Source organism: Ponticaulis koreensis DSM 19734 (assembly GCF_000420665.1).
GTDB classification, from domain to species: Bacteria; Pseudomonadota; Alphaproteobacteria; order Caulobacterales; family Hyphomonadaceae; genus Ponticaulis; species Ponticaulis koreensis.
Map to the genome: position 1 here is coordinate 1,998,289 of NZ_ATVJ01000001.1, position 14,405 is coordinate 2,012,693.

15 protein-coding genes are annotated in these 14,405 nt (G+C 55.3%); 5 read left to right on the forward strand and 10 right to left on the reverse strand.

Features of this window, described 5'->3' with window-relative positions; genetic code table 11:
* Positions 1–8: 8 nt before the first annotated feature.
* From G523_RS0110155 to G523_RS0110170, 4 genes are read right to left on the reverse strand one after another with little or no spacing between them, the layout of a single operon-like run.
* Positions 9–662, reverse strand: coding sequence for a thioredoxin domain-containing protein (locus tag G523_RS0110155; protein ID WP_022694952.1), 654 nt, complete (start codon positions 660–662; stop codon positions 9–11).
* A gap of 23 nt (positions 663–685) precedes the next feature.
* The gene (locus G523_RS0110160) at positions 686–1,339 is read right to left on the reverse strand and encodes a DsbA family protein (RefSeq protein ID WP_022694953.1); all 654 of its coding nucleotides are present in this window, start codon (positions 1,337–1,339) and stop codon (positions 686–688) included.
* A 37-nt stretch (positions 1,340–1,376) separates the two neighbouring features.
* Positions 1,377–2,003 carry a DsbA family protein gene (locus G523_RS18945; RefSeq protein WP_162141043.1) on the reverse strand — a complete coding sequence of 209 codons (627 nt, stop codon included), beginning with the start codon at positions 2,001–2,003 and terminating at the stop codon, positions 1,377–1,379.
* A gap of 46 nt (positions 2,004–2,049) precedes the next feature.
* Positions 2,050–2,604: a DciA family protein gene (locus G523_RS0110170; RefSeq protein ID WP_022694955.1), complete on the reverse strand. Its 555-nt coding sequence runs from the start codon at positions 2,602–2,604 to the stop codon at positions 2,050–2,052.
* Positions 2,605–2,661: 57 nt separating this feature from the next.
* On the opposite strand from G523_RS0110170, the gene G523_RS0110175 reads away from it, so the two are divergent.
* Complete coding sequence (locus G523_RS0110175) at positions 2,662–3,726, forward strand: A/G-specific adenine glycosylase (protein ID WP_027441620.1); 1,065 nt, start codon at positions 2,662–2,664, stop codon at positions 3,724–3,726.
* A 10-nt stretch (positions 3,727–3,736) separates the two neighbouring features.
* Here G523_RS0110175 and G523_RS0110180 read toward each other — a convergent pair whose 3' ends face one another.
* From G523_RS0110180 to G523_RS0110190, 3 genes are all read right to left on the reverse strand, one after another.
* Positions 3,737–3,937 carry a hypothetical protein gene (locus G523_RS0110180; RefSeq protein WP_022694957.1) on the reverse strand — a complete coding sequence of 67 codons (201 nt, stop codon included), beginning with the start codon at positions 3,935–3,937 and terminating at the stop codon, positions 3,737–3,739.
* A 75-nt stretch (positions 3,938–4,012) separates the two neighbouring features.
* Positions 4,013–5,095, reverse strand: coding sequence for a site-specific DNA-methyltransferase (locus G523_RS0110185; protein WP_022694958.1), 1,083 nt, complete (start codon positions 5,093–5,095; stop codon positions 4,013–4,015).
* Positions 5,096–5,206: 111 nt separating this feature from the next.
* Positions 5,207–6,343: a PA0069 family radical SAM protein gene (locus G523_RS0110190; RefSeq protein WP_022694959.1), complete on the reverse strand. Its 1,137-nt coding sequence runs from the start codon at positions 6,341–6,343 to the stop codon at positions 5,207–5,209.
* 234 nt (positions 6,344–6,577) lie between these two features.
* Here G523_RS0110190 and G523_RS18950 point away from each other — a divergent pair, with 234 nt between their 5' ends.
* Complete coding sequence (locus G523_RS18950; RefSeq protein WP_162141044.1) at positions 6,578–7,345, forward strand: response regulator; 768 nt, start codon at positions 6,578–6,580, stop codon at positions 7,343–7,345.
* Here G523_RS18950 and G523_RS0110200 read toward each other — a convergent pair whose 3' ends face one another.
* The 3 genes from G523_RS0110200 to G523_RS0110210 are packed head-to-tail and all read right to left on the reverse strand — an operon-like array spanning position 7,346 to position 9,511.
* Positions 7,346–7,945: a TIGR04282 family arsenosugar biosynthesis glycosyltransferase gene (locus G523_RS0110200; protein ID WP_022694961.1), complete on the reverse strand. Its 600-nt coding sequence runs from the start codon at positions 7,943–7,945 to the stop codon at positions 7,346–7,348. It abuts the gene before it with no gap.
* 24 nt (positions 7,946–7,969) lie between these two features.
* Positions 7,970–8,656, reverse strand: coding sequence for a TIGR04283 family arsenosugar biosynthesis glycosyltransferase (locus tag G523_RS0110205; protein ID WP_022694962.1), 687 nt, complete (start codon positions 8,654–8,656; stop codon positions 7,970–7,972).
* Between the two features lie 48 nt (positions 8,657–8,704).
* On the reverse strand, positions 8,705–9,511 hold the full coding sequence (locus G523_RS0110210) for a uracil-DNA glycosylase (RefSeq protein WP_022694963.1): 807 nt from the start codon (positions 9,509–9,511) through the stop codon (positions 8,705–8,707).
* Between the two features lie 391 nt (positions 9,512–9,902).
* Between G523_RS0110210 and G523_RS0110220 the strand changes: the two genes are divergently transcribed.
* The 3 genes from G523_RS0110220 (at position 9,903) to G523_RS0110230 (ending at position 14,375) form a co-directional block, all read left to right on the forward strand.
* A complete protein-coding gene (locus G523_RS0110220) occupies positions 9,903–11,588 on the forward strand; it encodes an electron transfer flavoprotein-ubiquinone oxidoreductase (RefSeq protein WP_022694965.1) in 1,686 nt (561 codons plus the stop codon).
* 109 nt (positions 11,589–11,697) lie between these two features.
* A complete protein-coding gene (locus G523_RS20365) occupies positions 11,698–13,458 on the forward strand; it encodes a tetratricopeptide repeat protein (RefSeq protein WP_022694966.1) in 1,761 nt (586 codons plus the stop codon).
* Positions 13,455–14,375, forward strand: a complete 921-nt coding sequence (locus G523_RS0110230) for a 4-(cytidine 5'-diphospho)-2-C-methyl-D-erythritol kinase (RefSeq protein WP_022694967.1) — start codon at positions 13,455–13,457, stop codon at positions 14,373–14,375. The genes G523_RS20365 and G523_RS0110230 overlap by 4 nt, the downstream gene beginning before the upstream one ends.
* The last annotated feature ends 30 nt before the right edge of the window (positions 14,376–14,405 follow it).

A 14,405-nucleotide genomic window follows, 5' to 3' on the forward strand; every position in this document is an offset into this window, starting at 1 on the left:
TCGGAAAGCTAGTCGAGCGCTGCCAGAGCAGCATCGATGACGGCATTCATACCGTCCGGTGTGCGTGCTTCATTGCCGAGCTGAGCGCCATTGAGGAAAAGCGTCGGTGTATGGGTGACGCCCATTTCTTCACCGCCGCGCACAGTTTCCATCATGGAAGAAAAGAGTTCGCGGTCGCGCGTACACTCCCGAAAACCGGCATTGTTGATGCCGTACTCGGACGCGATGTTACGCAACATGTCGCCAGCAGAGCCTGAGCGGATCGCGTTGAAGAAATCCTGCTGGTCGTCGTAAAACTCGTCCAGCACATCGTAATAATCATCCGCACCGGCGCAGCGCGCGACAGCAAAGCCAGCGGTTGCGATTTCTGCAGGTGCGGTTGGAAATTCGCGGAAGATGAAGTTGATATCGCCTGCGTCTACGCGTTCCTTGATGACGGGCATGACGGTCGCGTGGAACTGACCGCATGCACCACATGTGATGGATGCGTACTCGATGAGTGTAAGAGGCGCATCCGGATCACCCATGATCACATCGCCAATGGCGATTTCGTCGAGGGTCGCCGGGCCGTCATCCTGCGCGCTGGTTCCGCCGCTGCCATTTCCGCAAGACGCGAGTGTCAGGGCGGCGACAGAGGTGATTAAAGCGCGCAGCATGGTCATATCAGTTTGTCCGTTCGAAAGGATTATTCAGCGGCGAGGGCTGCGTCGATTAGCGCCGCCATACCTGCGCCGGTCTGAGCGTCATTGCCGAGCAGTTCGCCGTTCATGAAGATGGTTGGAGTTGCACGCACGCCTGCATCCTGACCAGCTTCAATTGTGGCAACCATAGAGTTGAACAACTCTTCATCTGCAAGACAGGCGCGGAATTCAGGCTCTGAAAGTCCAGCGCCAGCCGCGACATCTTCAAGCCACTCACCAACTGTGCCGCCGCGTGCGGCCTGCAACATGTCATCCTGTCCGGTGAACAGCGTATCCAGAACAGGATAATACTGATCTTCGCCTGCGCAGCGGGCAATCAGGAAGCCCGCCATCGCAATTTGAACCGGTGGTGTCGGGAATTCGCGGAAGATGAACTTCACTTCACCCAGCTCGATACGCTCTTCGATGACCGGCATGACCGATTCATGGAAGTGCGCACAGTGAGGGCAGGTGACGGAGGCATATTCAACGATTGTGATCGGTGCATCTGCATCGCCGAGCACCACGTCACCCAGAACAATATTGTCGAGCACGACTGCAGGCGCCTCTGCTTCACCTTCCTGCGCGAGAGCAGCAGTCGGTGCAGCGGTCAATGCGATTGCAGTGAGTGCAGAAGTCAGCCAGTTCGGGGATTTCATATATGTCTCCAGTCGGTTGCGGAAGGTCTGGTGAGGTTTAGTCAGCCAGTGCCGCATCAATCAATTCGTTCATGCCTTCAGGTGTCTGCGCTTCCGGGCCAGCAAGTTCGCCATTGATGAAAATGGTCGGTGTGCCTGAGACGCCCTGAGCCTGCGCATCGCGGATGACGTTAGACATTTGTTCGTACAGGTCCTGATTGCGTGTGCAAGCACGAAACTCAGTTGCATCGAGGCCGTGGCGTGCCGCGGTCGCCTGGAGTGCATCACCAACGGTGCCGGTGCGCGCGGCCTGAAAAATGTTTGTCTGGTTTTCAAACAGGTCGTGCAGAACATCATAGAAGCGGTCTTCGCCCGCGCAATGTGCGATTGCATGGCCCGCCATAGCGATCTCGACCGGCTGTGTCGGGAAGCCACGGAAGATGAACTTCACGTCGCCTGCTTCAACCCGTTCTTCGACGGTAGGCATAACTTCGCGTGAGAAGGTGGCGCAGTGCGAGCAGGTGATGGACGCATATTCAATGATCGTCACAGGCGCGCTTGCATCGCCCAGTACAACGTCACTTTCGACGACGCCAGTGGAGCCGCCGGAACCGGAATTGCTGCCACCACATGCCGCGAGTGCAAGTGCAGCTGTCGCAGAAATTAGCCATTTAGATACGTTCATGCCCGTCATCCGTTTGTTTGTCTTACAGATTCGCCCTCAGGCGTGTTCAGCGGTCATCTCTATAGACTGCCTCACCGAACGCCAACAGTGCCTGAGACAAACGTGGATTTTTTACGCTTGCAACACCTTCATTCAGTTGATCACGTTCTTGTGCACTCAATGGGCGAAGCTTGCGCGCCTTGTCACCATTCTGACCGGGGGTGGCTTTGTGCACAAATTTCAAATCTTTAAGAAAACCGCCGCTTGACGCCGCCAGCCTCTGTTTCAGCATCTCTTCCTGATGCTGGAAGATCGGCGAGGCAGACGGCAAAATCTCAAGCGTTAGAACGCGGTTCTCCGCCTTGCCAGTCAGCTTGACCGGATATGACAGTTTGGCGAGACGCTCGCCGACAAGATCTTTCCAGCGGCGTTGCAGCATTGAAATGCCCGGACCTTCATTTTTGCTGTAGGGCTTCATGATCTTGGTAATGCGCAGGCTCAGGCGTTCGCCCTGTCCATTTGCAGGGCGCGCACGGTGCTTGGATAGCCGTTTCAGCGCTTCGCGTTCGGCGTCGAAGTCCAGCGACTGTGAGTTTTCGGAGCGGTTCGTTTCGCCGGGCATGCAAATCATCTCATATCAGGGATGGCCCCATGTAAGAGAGGCGCTATGTATCCATTGATGTCTGATACCCATACACCCGGCGCCGAGATCAGCGCAAATATTCTTCGCTGGTATGACGCCTCCGCGCGCAGTCTGCCCTGGCGTGTCTCGCCTCAGGATCGGGCTAAGGGTGTAAAGCCGAACCCGTATCATGTCTGGCTGTCGGAAATCATGCTTCAGCAGACGACTATTCCGCATGCGACGCGCTATTTTCTCGACTTTGTGAAACGCTGGCCGACGGTTGATGACCTCGCATCTGCACCGCGTGATGACATTATGAACGCATGGGCGGGGCTTGGGTATTACTCGCGGGCGCGCAACCTTTATGCGTGTGCACAAGAGATATCCGAGCAGGGCGGCTTTCCTGAAACCAGCGCGGGGCTGATCAAGCTTCCGGGTATTGGGCCTTATACGTCCGGCGCGATTGCTGCGATTGCCTTTGACGAGCAGGTCGCGGCAGTGGATGGCAATGTCGAGCGGGTGACGACGCGTCTTCTCGCCATGGATGCGCCACTGCCCGACATCAAGAAAGACATCAAAGCCATTGTGGAAAGCTGGGTGCCGGAAGACCGGCCGGGCGACTTTGCGCAGGCCATGATGGATTTGGGGGCAACGGTCTGCACGCCGCGCTCACCTGACTGCCTGATCTGTCCGCTAAGCGAGCCTTGTAGAGCGCGTGCGCTGGGGCGGCAGACAGACTTTCCGGTCAAACCTCCCAAGAAGACCAAGCCGGTGCGGCATGGCGCAGTGCTGCTTGCGATTGTTGGTGACGGGCTGGTCGCTGAGCGCCGCGCGGATAAAGGATTGCTTGCTGGAACTCTGGGGCTGCCGACGACTGCATGGAATGACGTGCCGTCAGAACCAGCTATTGCTTCCGACGACCGCTATCTCGGCCGTGTCGAACACGTGTTTACGCATTTCCGCTTATACTTAGACGTCTACATGTCTGAAGCGGCTGACGCGCTGGATTTGATTGCAGAGGGGGAAGAGGAACTCATCCCACTGTCAGAGCTGTCGACTGCGGGGCTTCCATCAGTATTCCGGAAGGCTCTGAACCTCTATCAGAGCCCCCGAGGAACGTAGTTCAGAGCGGCTAGCCGTTCTGAAGTTCTGCTTTTACCTGTTCGTTATGCGTCTCGGCCAGATCCCAGATTTCTTCAAATGTGAGCGTGCCGTCGGCGGCGATGACGTAGTCACCTTTTTCGTCACCAATCAGTGTGTAAGCACTGTCTGGATCATCCGCGTCTGACTCATACCAGTAATCAAGCGCATACAGGTTTATAAGCCGTGTCATGGGGCCTCCGTGTTAAACCCGAATCGGTGTTGCCCTTCCAGCTATATATAAAGGTAAGCATCAATAATGCGTTGATCAACCGAGTCCCATCTGCGTACGGAACTTTCTGCGCAGAAGATCGATCGGCTCCAGACCGTTCCGGCTTTCATAATGCCAGAAAGTCCAACCATTGCACGCTGCTGCACGCTGAACATGCGCACCGAGACGGTGAATAGAGCCGACATCACGGCCATTTGTCAGGCTGCCATCAATGCGAACGCGCGCTTCGTGGCGTCGTGATGCAGAGAAAAGACGGTCGCCCGGACGCAGATAGCCACTCTCGATCAGAGCGCCAAATGGTACACGTGGCTCCGCCTTCTTGCTTGTGACAGTTTTAAGCTGTTCGCTCTCATAAGGCTGAACCCGGGCTAGGCGCTCGCGGGCATGACGTGCATAGCCGCCATCCTGTTCGATGCCAACGAAGCGGCGGCCAAGTGCCTTGGCAACAGCGGCCGTCGTTCCCGTGCCGGAGAACGGATCGAGAATAAGGTCATTCTCTTTACTGGTTGCCAGCAGCACGCGGTGCAGCAGGCCTTCCGGCTTTTGCGTCGGGTGAACCTTCTTGCCGTCATCACCTTTCAGGCGCTCCTGACCGGTGCAGATCGGGATCGTCCAGTCAGAACGCATCTGAAGATCGTCATTGAAGGTCTTCAGAGCGTCATAATTGAACGTATATGGCTTCTGGTTCGGGTGCTTTGTCGCCCAGATCAGCGTCTCGTGCGCGTTCTGAAAGCGTGTGCCCTTGAAGTTCGGCATCGGGTTGGTCTTGCGCCAGATCACGTCATTCATGATCCAGAAGCCGGCATCCTGAAGGATGGCGCCAACGCGGAAAATATTGTGATAGCTGCCGATAACCCAGATCGCGCCTGTATCTTTCAGAACGCGGCGGCAGGCAGCCAGCCATTCGTGTGTGAAGAGGTCGTAGGAGTCGAAGCTGTCGAACTGGTCCCAATCGTCGGTAACGCCTTTAACTTCGGAGTTATCCGGACGGGTGAGATCGCCGCCAAGCTGCAGATTGTATGGCGGGTCTGCAAAGATGAGATCCACCGAGTTTTCCGGCATGCGGTTCATCACGTCGACGCAATCACCTTGGATGATCACATTTTCCAGCGCGTCCATATCGAAAAAACCTCGTTCTAAAAATCTTCTGAGATGCCAATCCGAAGTGATTTCATGAAGAATGTCTTACCGAAGCGAATCAATCGGAAAATTTTGTTAAAATTTTACGCTTCAGAATCCGAAGGACATTTGCGGCGAGTCTTTTGTCGGTACTTTGAAGAGGTCACATCGCAATCGGGCAGGTTGTTCTGTCATACCTGCGCGCCTGACCGCCTTCTTGAATCGCGCCGCAATCAGGTCTGCGAAAGGGCCATCACCACGTTGTCGTTTGTGCCATTCAGCATCATAATCTTTGCCACCGCGCATTTCTCTCAGCGTATTGATGACGCGCGCTGCACGATCAGGAAAATGAGCTTTCAGCCATTCCTGAAAAATATCCTTCAGTTCATATGGCAGGCGCAGCAGTACATAACGCGCATTCATTGCGCCTGCGTCCGCTCCGGCAGAAATCATGGCCTCAAGCTCGCTGTCATTCAGGCAGGGGATTATTGGCGCTGTCATCTGAACGACAGGGATGCCGGCTTTCGCCAGCGCTTCTATCGTTTGCAGACGGAGTGACGGCGCCGCCGCTCGCGGCTCCAGTCTGATCGAAACATCATGCTTAAGCGTTGTCATGGAGAGGCCGGTAGACACCAGGCCGCGTTCTGCCATGCCGGACAGGATATCGATATCTCTCCGGATCAGTGCGGACTTGGTGAGGATCATCACCGGATGGTTGAATTCGTCCAGCACGCGCAAAATCTCGCGTGTGAGGCGCAGGCGTTTTTCTTCCGGTTGATAGGCATCGGTATTGATGCCAAGCGCTATAGGGCGCGGTTCATACTTACGCCCTGAGAGTTCGCGCCGAAGAAGCTCGACCGCATTATTCTTGAAATACAGCTGTCGCTCAAAATCGATGCCCGGCGAGTGGCCGAGATAAGCGTGCGATGGACGCGCAAAGCAATATGCGCAGCCATGCTCGCAACCACGATAAGGGTTAATCGAACGGTCGAAAGAAATGTCCGGCGACTGGTTTTTTGTGATGATGGTGCGCGCCGTTTCCGAGTGCCATGAAATGCGGCTGGCTTCGTCTATGAAGTCTGTCGCATTCTCCCAGCCATCGTCGAACTTGTCTGTCTGAACAGTTTCGAAGCGCCCGGCGGGATTAGACACAGCGCCGCGTCCCCGCCTTGCGTCTGAAGGCGTGAGGGCATTGATTTCATTGGACTTTATGCGTCCGTGTTCCGGAAGTTTCTGGCTGGCTTTCATGCCTCAAGAAATATCAGACTTAAAAGAACAAAACAAGAACATTTAAGCTGGAAGGACTGAGTTGAACATGTTTTTAAAGTTTCACCTTCGAGCTGTTAACAAAAGTGCCGGAAAAAGCAGGAAGAACTTGAGAATGGTCTGAAGTGATTCACGAATGTTCAATTCTGCTATGACATTATTGAGTTAGTTAGGGGACTGGAATGGCGCTTTAGCCGCTCAGCAGAGGGTATGTTTGTGGCAGGTTTTAATCCGGGTTTGCTGGTACTTGAGGATAGTACGACGCAGGCCAAGATGATTTCGAGAATGTTTGAGGATCAGGGCGCGTCGGTTACCGCCGTAACAACGCCGCGCGAGTTTTCTTCTGCGCCGCATCTGTTCGACCTGAAAGTCAATGCTGCATTGATTGATGTGCACTTTGGCGAAGTGAGCGGTCTGAAGCTGATCGAGCCATTATCCCGTCGCTGGCCTTCGGCTGTCCTGATTATGATGACGGCCAATGACACAGACGACTTCGCGATTCTCGGCGAAGCGCGGAAAAAAGGCGCCCATCTGGTTCTTAAAAAGCCTTTCAAACGTGAAGACGTTATGGAAACGCTTGCTGATATCAAATCAATTCAGGAAACGGGTTCACGTCGCAAGCATGTAGTGCTGATAGACGACAGTAAGACGACCTGCCGCATCGCATCGGACCTTCTGCGCGCACATGGATTCCGCGTGTCCAGCTTCCAAAGCGGCCTTAGCGCCATCCAACAGTTGAACTATGATCATGTTGATGTTGTTCTGACTGACATGCATATGCCTGAAATGTCAGGCAGCGAGTTGATCTGCCTGGTACGCGACGTCTGGGCGAAGGTTCCAATTGTTGCGATGTCGGCGGATGAGAAACTCGCCTCTCAAAAAATCGATGTCGATGCGTTTATTCAGAAGCCGTTCGGCCCGGAAGAGATTATCTCTGTCCTGAAGTATGTGATGCGCCGTGATGAGCTGGAGCTCGACTGCTAGCTAGCCTTTGCGCTGGCGACGCCATTTCGTCAGCGCGTCGAGATCATCGATATCAATCCGCTCATCTAGGTACGCAATGCGGTTGATTTGCAGATTGTCCCGAACATCGGCGAGCGCCCACTGGCTTGACCATCTGACCTCATCAAACGGGGCTTTGGTCCGGCAGGTCTTAGCCATGCCAAATAGCCAGAAGCCGCCATCATCGGCTGGCCCAAAGACTGCGCCGTGCGTTAAAAGCTTCTGGCTTGCCGCGTGAATGTCTGCAGGGCGAAGGTCCGGCATATCGCTTCCAACGAAAATTACACGCCCGAGCGGCGCGAGATCGAAGGCGCGGGTAAGCCTGTCTCCAAGGTCGCCGCCGCCTTGCGGAATGCGGATCAGCTGGTCCGGCCAGAGGGGCTGACGGCTTTTGACGGCTATATCTGGCGCAACGCTCAGAACGCCGGCCCATCGCTGGTCGTCCAGCGCGCGTAGGGCTCGCGCTGTACTCATCGCATTGATGCGCCGTGCTTCGGTCTTGCCGATATCGCGGGCAAGGCGCGTTTTGGCCACGCCCATCCGGTTCGGTTTGACGAAAGCAAAGACGGTGATCGGTGTCATGCGTTTGGTGCGATACGTGTCTGGCTATTTATAGAGTTTGGAGAGCTTTTCAGGGCTTGCGCCCAGATAGTAGCGCGTCAGCAGCAATGCGTTTGCGTAGGCGCGTTTGCGCCAGCCGTCGCGCTCATACTTTTCAGCTGATGTGAAGGCACGCACCGGCAGGATTTTCAGGCGTCGTTTGCGAATACGGCGGACCATATCGACATCTTCCATGAGTGGCATGTCTTTGAAGCCGCCAAGGTCTTCGTACATGGTGCGCGGCATTAGAAGGCCCTGATCGCCGTAGGGAAGGCCAAGCAGTTTAGCGCGCTGGTTCGCGCGCTTTTCCAGCCAACGCGCTTCTTTGGAATTGCTCTGATAGCGCAGTTCAAACGCGGCGGCGTGGGTTTCATGCTCAAACATGTGACGGTCGACCATGCGTGGCCAGTTCTTGTCGAGCTTGGTATCGGCGTGGAGGAACAAGAACCACTCGCCAGTCGCATTCTTCGCACCGGTACGAAGCTGTCGGCCTCGGCCTTTCGCGGCCGAGCAGATGACGCGTGCGCCCCAGTTGAACGCGGTGACGATGGAATTGTCGGTCGAGCCGCCGTCCACAACAATCACTTCACGGATGATTTCATCCTGCATGCCCTTCATCAGGGATTTCAGGCAGGTCGTGAGCTGTTTTTCACCATTATAGACAGGGATGATAACAGAAACAGGAGCGCGCAATTTACTGAGCCTTTTTACTATACACGGTTGGGGTCAGTGGTGGTCATTTCAGGTGATCCCGCTCTCTTCCATGAATTTTCTGATGTTGAGCAGGTCTTCCCAGGCTTTGGATTTTTCCGCTGGTCTCTTCAGAAGAAAGGACGGATGGAAAATCGGGAAAACAGGGACGGGCTGTTTCAGCCCGGGTACGTCCAGATTGAAGCGTTTTCCGCGCATCTGGCCAATTGTTTCTTCGCTATGGAGCAGGGCGCTGGCGGGCACCAGACCGGTTGCAATGATTAGCTTGGGTGCCACCAGTTCGATATGCTTGTCCACGAATGGACGACAAATAGCCAGCTCTTCTGGCGTCGGGTTCCGGTTGCCGGGCGGACGCCAGAAGTTGACGTTGGTCAGATAGGCGTTCTCGTCTCGAGACAGGCCGATCGCTTTGAGCATTTTGTCCAGAAGTTGCCCGGCAGGCCCGATGAAAGGTTTGCCGCTTTTGTCTTCTTCACGGCCTGGACCTTCGCCTATGACCATCACGTCGGCATTGGCCGGGCCGTCTGCGATTACGGTGGACTGAGCTTTGAGTTTCAGTTCGCAGCCATCGAACGCCTCAAGTGCAGTGCGCAATTCATCCAGTGTGCGGATATTCGCAACGGCGCTGCGTGCAGCTTCGTCGGCGGTAATACGTTTTGCGGCTTTCCGCGTCTGAGGGATCGCCTGTTGCGGCGCACTGGTTTTGGCTTTCGGAGCTGACGCATTTGCTGCGCGGATCAGCTTTTCCAATTCACGTGTGTCTACCGGAACGCCTGCGTCTTCCCACCAGTCGGTGAGTGGCTTTAGCTGTTTTAACAAGTTGTCGGTCAAAGCCATGGTTAGTGATCGGTAACATGTGAAGTTTGAAACTGTTCTAAACACGTTTCACCGATAGTGCCACCGCCTGTATTTGCCATTTTCACATATTTGATTGGCAGCCAGACCGTTGAGCATAATCTGGTTTTTTGCGAGAAAAGAATAAGCAGTATTCTGACAAAGAATATTTTTGCATTCGCAAATACAGTTCAGATTTCAGCTCTTTCTGTCGATTTTTTGCCATTCCAGCCAAAAACTTTGCTCAGTTGGCCTTGGGCGGGCGATGTAACACTTGAACCTGTCCGTGTTTATCATGCATTAGCTTTGCAAGAATTGCGTTTGGACTTTTGGCTCGAAGGTCATTAGATCAAACGTCTGAACCAGAATGTACACCGGCTTGGGGAGATAAAGCATGGCGTCTGACGCTGTAGAACGTGAGTCCATGGAAGTTGATGTACTGATCATTGGTGGCGGACCTGCTGGTCTGTCTGCTGCGATCAGACTCATGCAGCTGTCACAGGAAAAAGGCGAAGAGCTTTCTGTGATCGTGCTGGAGAAGGGTGGCGAGATTGGCGCTCACATCCTGTCAGGTGTCGTTGTTGACCCTGTTGGTCTTGATACGCTGATCCCGGACTGGCGCGAACGCGATAACCGTCCGCTGCGCACCGAAGTCACTGGCGACAAATTCAAATATCTCGGCCCTAAGGGCTCTCTAGATATTTCCCTGCTGCCAATGCCGGGCTTCATGAAAAACCATGGCAACTTCACAGGCTCTCTGGGTAATGTCACACGCTTCCTCGCTGAAGAAGCTGAGGGCATTGGCGTTGAGATTTTCCCGGGCTTTGCTGCGTCTGAGCTGGTCTACGGCGAAAATGGCGAAGTTCGCGGCGTAATCGCTGGCGTGAACGGCCTCGACGCTGAAGGTAACCCAAAGCCGGACTACGAGCCGGGTATGGAGCTTCTCGGTAAGTATGTTCTGTTCGCGGAAGGTACACGCGGCTCCCTGACGAAAAAGCTGATCTCCAAGTTCGATCTCGACAAAGAATGCGAGCCACAGAAATACGGGATCGGCCTTAAAGAGCTCTGGTCGGTTCCGGAAGAAAACTTCCAGGAAGGCTATGTTCAGCATACGCTTGGCTGGCCGCTTCCAGACAATGTTGGCGGTGGGTCATTCCTCTATCACTTCCGTGACAATGGCGAGCCATTTATCTCTCTCGGTTTCGTGGTTCACCTGAACTATGAGAACCCTTACATCGCGCCTTATCAGGAATTCCAGCGTTGGAAGCATCACCCTGAGGTGATGAAGTATATCGAAGGCGGTAAGCGCGTGTCTTATGGTGCCCGTGCGATCACTGAGGGCGGCTGGCAGTCTGTGCCTAAGCTCGCCTTCCCGGGCGGCGCCCTGATCGGATGTTCAGCCGGTTTCGTCAACGTGCCGCGTATTAAAGGCTCCCACAATGCCATCCTGACAGGCATGATGGGTGCTGAAGCAGCATTCAATGCACTGCAGGCAGGCCGTTCCGGTGACGAGCTCGTCGAGTACGAAGAGGCTTACGAAAAGTCCAGCGTTTACAAAGAGCTTAAAACAGTTCGTAACGTTAAGCCTATCCTGTCCCGCTTCGGTACTGTGCTTGGTACAGGTCTTGGCGGCGTCGAGATGTGGCTCACATCGATCTTCGGCGGCTGGTCACCTTTCGGCACGCTCGGTCACAAGAAAACTGACGCAGCGTCTCTCAAGCCTGCTGCGAAGTTCAAGCCGATTGATTATCCAAAGCCGGACGGCAAATACAGCTTCGACAAGCTGACAAACGTAGCCTTCACCAACACCTATCACGGTGAAGATCAGCCATGTCACCTCAAGCTGCTCGACCCTGATCTGCAGAAGTCTTCAGAGCTCGGTGTCTTTGACGGTCCATCAGCGCGCTACTGCCCTGCAGGCGTGTATGAGTGGGTAGAAGAGGCTAATGGCGAGCAGCGCTTCCAGATCAACTCGCAGAACTGCATTCACTGCAAAACTTGTGACATCAAGGACCCGAACCAGAACATCAACTGGGAAACACCAGAAGGTGGTGGCGGTCCGGCTTACCCGAATATGTAATACTCAGAAGGGCGGCTCATCGGGTCGCCCTTTTCCGTTCACTGATATTTTTACCCGTATTACCAGAATTACGATTGTATTCTCGGTCCGCTTCTTTCAGTTTGGCCACATGAAAACTTTGTATCGCGCTTTATTCGCGGCATGCGGTGTATCCGCGCTTGCTGCCTGCACTACACCTTCTGCGACGACCCCGTCAGCTAACGGCTTTACGCTTGTGCCTGCGCCGGTGCCGCCGACGGCTGAGCAGTTCTCCGATTTTCTCATCGGGCGATATGCCTCTCTGACGAATGATCCGGTGCTTGCGGCAGAGACATTTGTTCGCGCGGCAGAACGAGCGCCGGAAGATGATGTGTTGCAGGAGCGTGCGATTTATTCGCTTCTGCTGGCCGGTGACAATAACCGTGCTGTTGAGCTTGCGCGCAACGCGCAGAACCATTCTGAAGATTATGGATCGCTCACTCGCCTGACCCTCGGCGTGGCCGCACTGGAAGACGGTCAGGCGGATTATGCGCGCACGCTTCTCACAACAGGTGAGGTGAGCCCGTTCAACCGCATTGTTTCACGTCTCGTAGCCGCCTGGGCGGCCTATGGCGCGGATGATTATGATGCTGCACGCACGCATGTCGTAGAAGGTCTGGTCGGCGACGACATTCTGGACGGCGTTTCGCTCTACATGCTGGCCATGATCCAGATGTCCGAAGGCGACGATGATGCGGCCATCGGCACATTCTCTGCGGTTTGGGAAGAACGCATGCGTCTGGCTGTGGCGGCCGAACATTATATGCGTCTCCTTGCTGCGCGCGGAGATACCGAACGTGCGCTTCTGATTGCAGACGAGTTTTATCAGGACGTCGGCAACAACCCGTCCGTAGACCGTGTTGCGCGACAGTTGCGCAATGGTGAGACGGTCGAGGTTAAACGCCTGGACGCCGCTGAGGGCGCCGCCATCGCAGTGTACTCTCTGGCGTCTGCGCTCGCTGCCGAAACGCGCGATGATGTCGCTGGAATTTACTTCAATCTGGCTCTGATCCTGAACCCTGATCTCGATATGGCGCGCACCATGCTCGGCAATACGCTCGATGCGGGTGGTCGCGGCGATGAAGCGCTGGAAGTGCTACAGCGTGTCGGAACAGATTCGCCATTCTTCGCGACGGCTCAGGCACAAATGGCCTGGATTCTTCGCCGTCAGGATCGTGACGAAGAAGCGCTTCGGATCGCTTCAGAAGCGCTGGCATTCACCGATGAGCGTGAAATGCGTATCCAGCTGGGTGAGCTCTATCGTTCGCTCGAAAAGTATGAAGACGCGCTCGAGCTCTTTGACGAAGTGGTCACAGAAGATGAAGCAGCAGGTCGCGAAGATTGGCTGATCTATTATGCGCGCGGCGTTGTCCATCACGAGTTGGATGACTGGGAAGCGGCAGAAGATGATTTCCTGCGCTCGCTCGAGATTGATGGCTCTCGCGCTCAGGTGCTCAACTATCTCGGCTATTCATGGGTCGATCGCGGTGAGCATCTGGAACAGGCCTTCGAGATGATCCAGCAGGCCGTCGCGCTGCAGCCATATTCCGGTTATATCGTGGATAGTCTTGGTTGGGCGTATTACCGCCTTGGCCAGTATGAGCAGGCCGTGACCTACCTCGAACACGCAGTTGAGCTCTCATCCAACGACCCGACGCTGAATGATCACCTTGGTGATGCTTACTGGCGGGTAGGGCGTCGCATAGAGGCGCGCTTCCAATGGCGACATGCGCTCGCGCTTGAGCCGGAAGAAGACCAGATTCCACTCATTCAGGAGAAGCTTGAGAATGGTCTGCCCGAACTTCCTGTGACAGTGGTTGCAGAAGACGATGAGACGCGTCACGGACAATGAGCGGGCTCAAACCGGCGAGCATTTCGGCGCATGCCAAGGTCAATCTATATCTCCATGTCGGCCCGGTGCGTAGCGACGGGCGGCATCCGCTCGATAGTCTCGTCGTGTTTGCAGACGCGCGTGCCGCAGACCGCCTGCATATTGCGCCATCAGACGAAGCGTTGCGCTTGAGCGTGTCCGGTCCGGGCATGGACGATGCGATGCTTGGCGCTGACGAAGATAATCTCGTGCTCAGAGCTGCGCGCTTGCTGTCTGAAAAGACGGGCATCACTTTCAAAGGCACTCTGACGCTCGAAAAGCATTTGCCGATTGCCGCGGGTATTGGTGGTGGATCATCTGATGCGGCCGCAACCCTTCGGCTTCTCAATCATGTCTTTGAGCTTGGTTTGAGTGTCGAAGAGCTCATGGCGATGTCTGTTCCGCTTGGCGGTGATGTGCCTGCCTGCGTCGCTGGTGAGCCTGTCCTCATGCGCGGTGACGGTGATCGTATCGAACCCGTGGTGACCGGGATTCCTGAATTTCCTGCAGTGTTGGTGACGCCGCCGATTGCGTGCCCGACGGGGCCGGTCTTCAGGGCTTTTGACGAATTGAATGATGCGCCGCCGTTTTCCGAATGCGAGCCACCAGTCGGATCAGGTGGTCAGGCGTACCTCGCGGCGTTGCGTTCTGGATACCGGAATGATCTTCAGGCGCCCGCGATTGCGCGTCACCCGGAAATTGGCGACCTGCTCGAGCGTCTTCGGGCTGTAGGAGGGGCCCGGTTCGCCGCAATGTCCGGCTCCGGCGCTACTTGCTTTGCCCTATTCGCAAATGAGCAGGCGGCTCGCCATGCGGCGGGTGTTATCCGTGATCAATCCCCGACATTCTGGGTGGCAGAGACGAAACTCGGCGCTGCCGGGTTTGACCTCTCAGTCTAAGCTGCGTACAGCAAAAAGGGTTCTATGGGG

Coding starts and splice junctions, on each gene's coding strand:
- G523_RS0110155 (WP_022694952.1), bottom strand. CDS start 662: ATGACCATGCTGCGCGCTTTAATCACCTCTGTCGCCGCCCTGACACTC.
- G523_RS0110160 (WP_022694953.1), bottom strand. CDS start 1,339: ATGAAATCCCCGAACTGGCTGACTTCTGCACTCACTGCAATCGCATTG.
- G523_RS18945 (WP_162141043.1), bottom strand. CDS start 2,003: ATGAACGTATCTAAATGGCTAATTTCTGCGACAGCTGCACTTGCACTC.
- G523_RS0110170 (WP_022694955.1), bottom strand. CDS start 2,604: ATGCCCGGCGAAACGAACCGCTCCGAAAACTCACAGTCGCTGGACTTC.
- G523_RS0110175 (WP_027441620.1), top strand. CDS start 2,662: ATGTCTGATACCCATACACCCGGCGCCGAGATCAGCGCAAATATTCTT.
- G523_RS0110180 (WP_022694957.1), bottom strand. CDS start 3,937: ATGACACGGCTTATAAACCTGTATGCGCTTGATTACTGGTATGAGTCA.
- G523_RS0110185 (WP_022694958.1), bottom strand. CDS start 5,095: ATGGACGCGCTGGAAAATGTGATCATCCAAGGTGATTGCGTCGACGTG.
- G523_RS0110190 (WP_022694959.1), bottom strand. CDS start 6,343: ATGAAAGCCAGCCAGAAACTTCCGGAACACGGACGCATAAAGTCCAAT.
- G523_RS0110200 (WP_022694961.1), bottom strand. CDS start 7,945: ATGACACCGATCACCGTCTTTGCTTTCGTCAAACCGAACCGGATGGGC.
- G523_RS0110210 (WP_022694963.1), bottom strand. CDS start 9,511: ATGGCTTTGACCGACAACTTGTTAAAACAGCTAAAGCCACTCACCGAC.
- G523_RS0110220 (WP_022694965.1), top strand. CDS start 9,903: ATGGCGTCTGACGCTGTAGAACGTGAGTCCATGGAAGTTGATGTACTG.
- G523_RS20365 (WP_022694966.1), top strand. CDS start 11,698: ATGAAAACTTTGTATCGCGCTTTATTCGCGGCATGCGGTGTATCCGCG.
- G523_RS0110230 (WP_022694967.1), top strand. CDS start 13,455: ATGAGCGGGCTCAAACCGGCGAGCATTTCGGCGCATGCCAAGGTCAAT.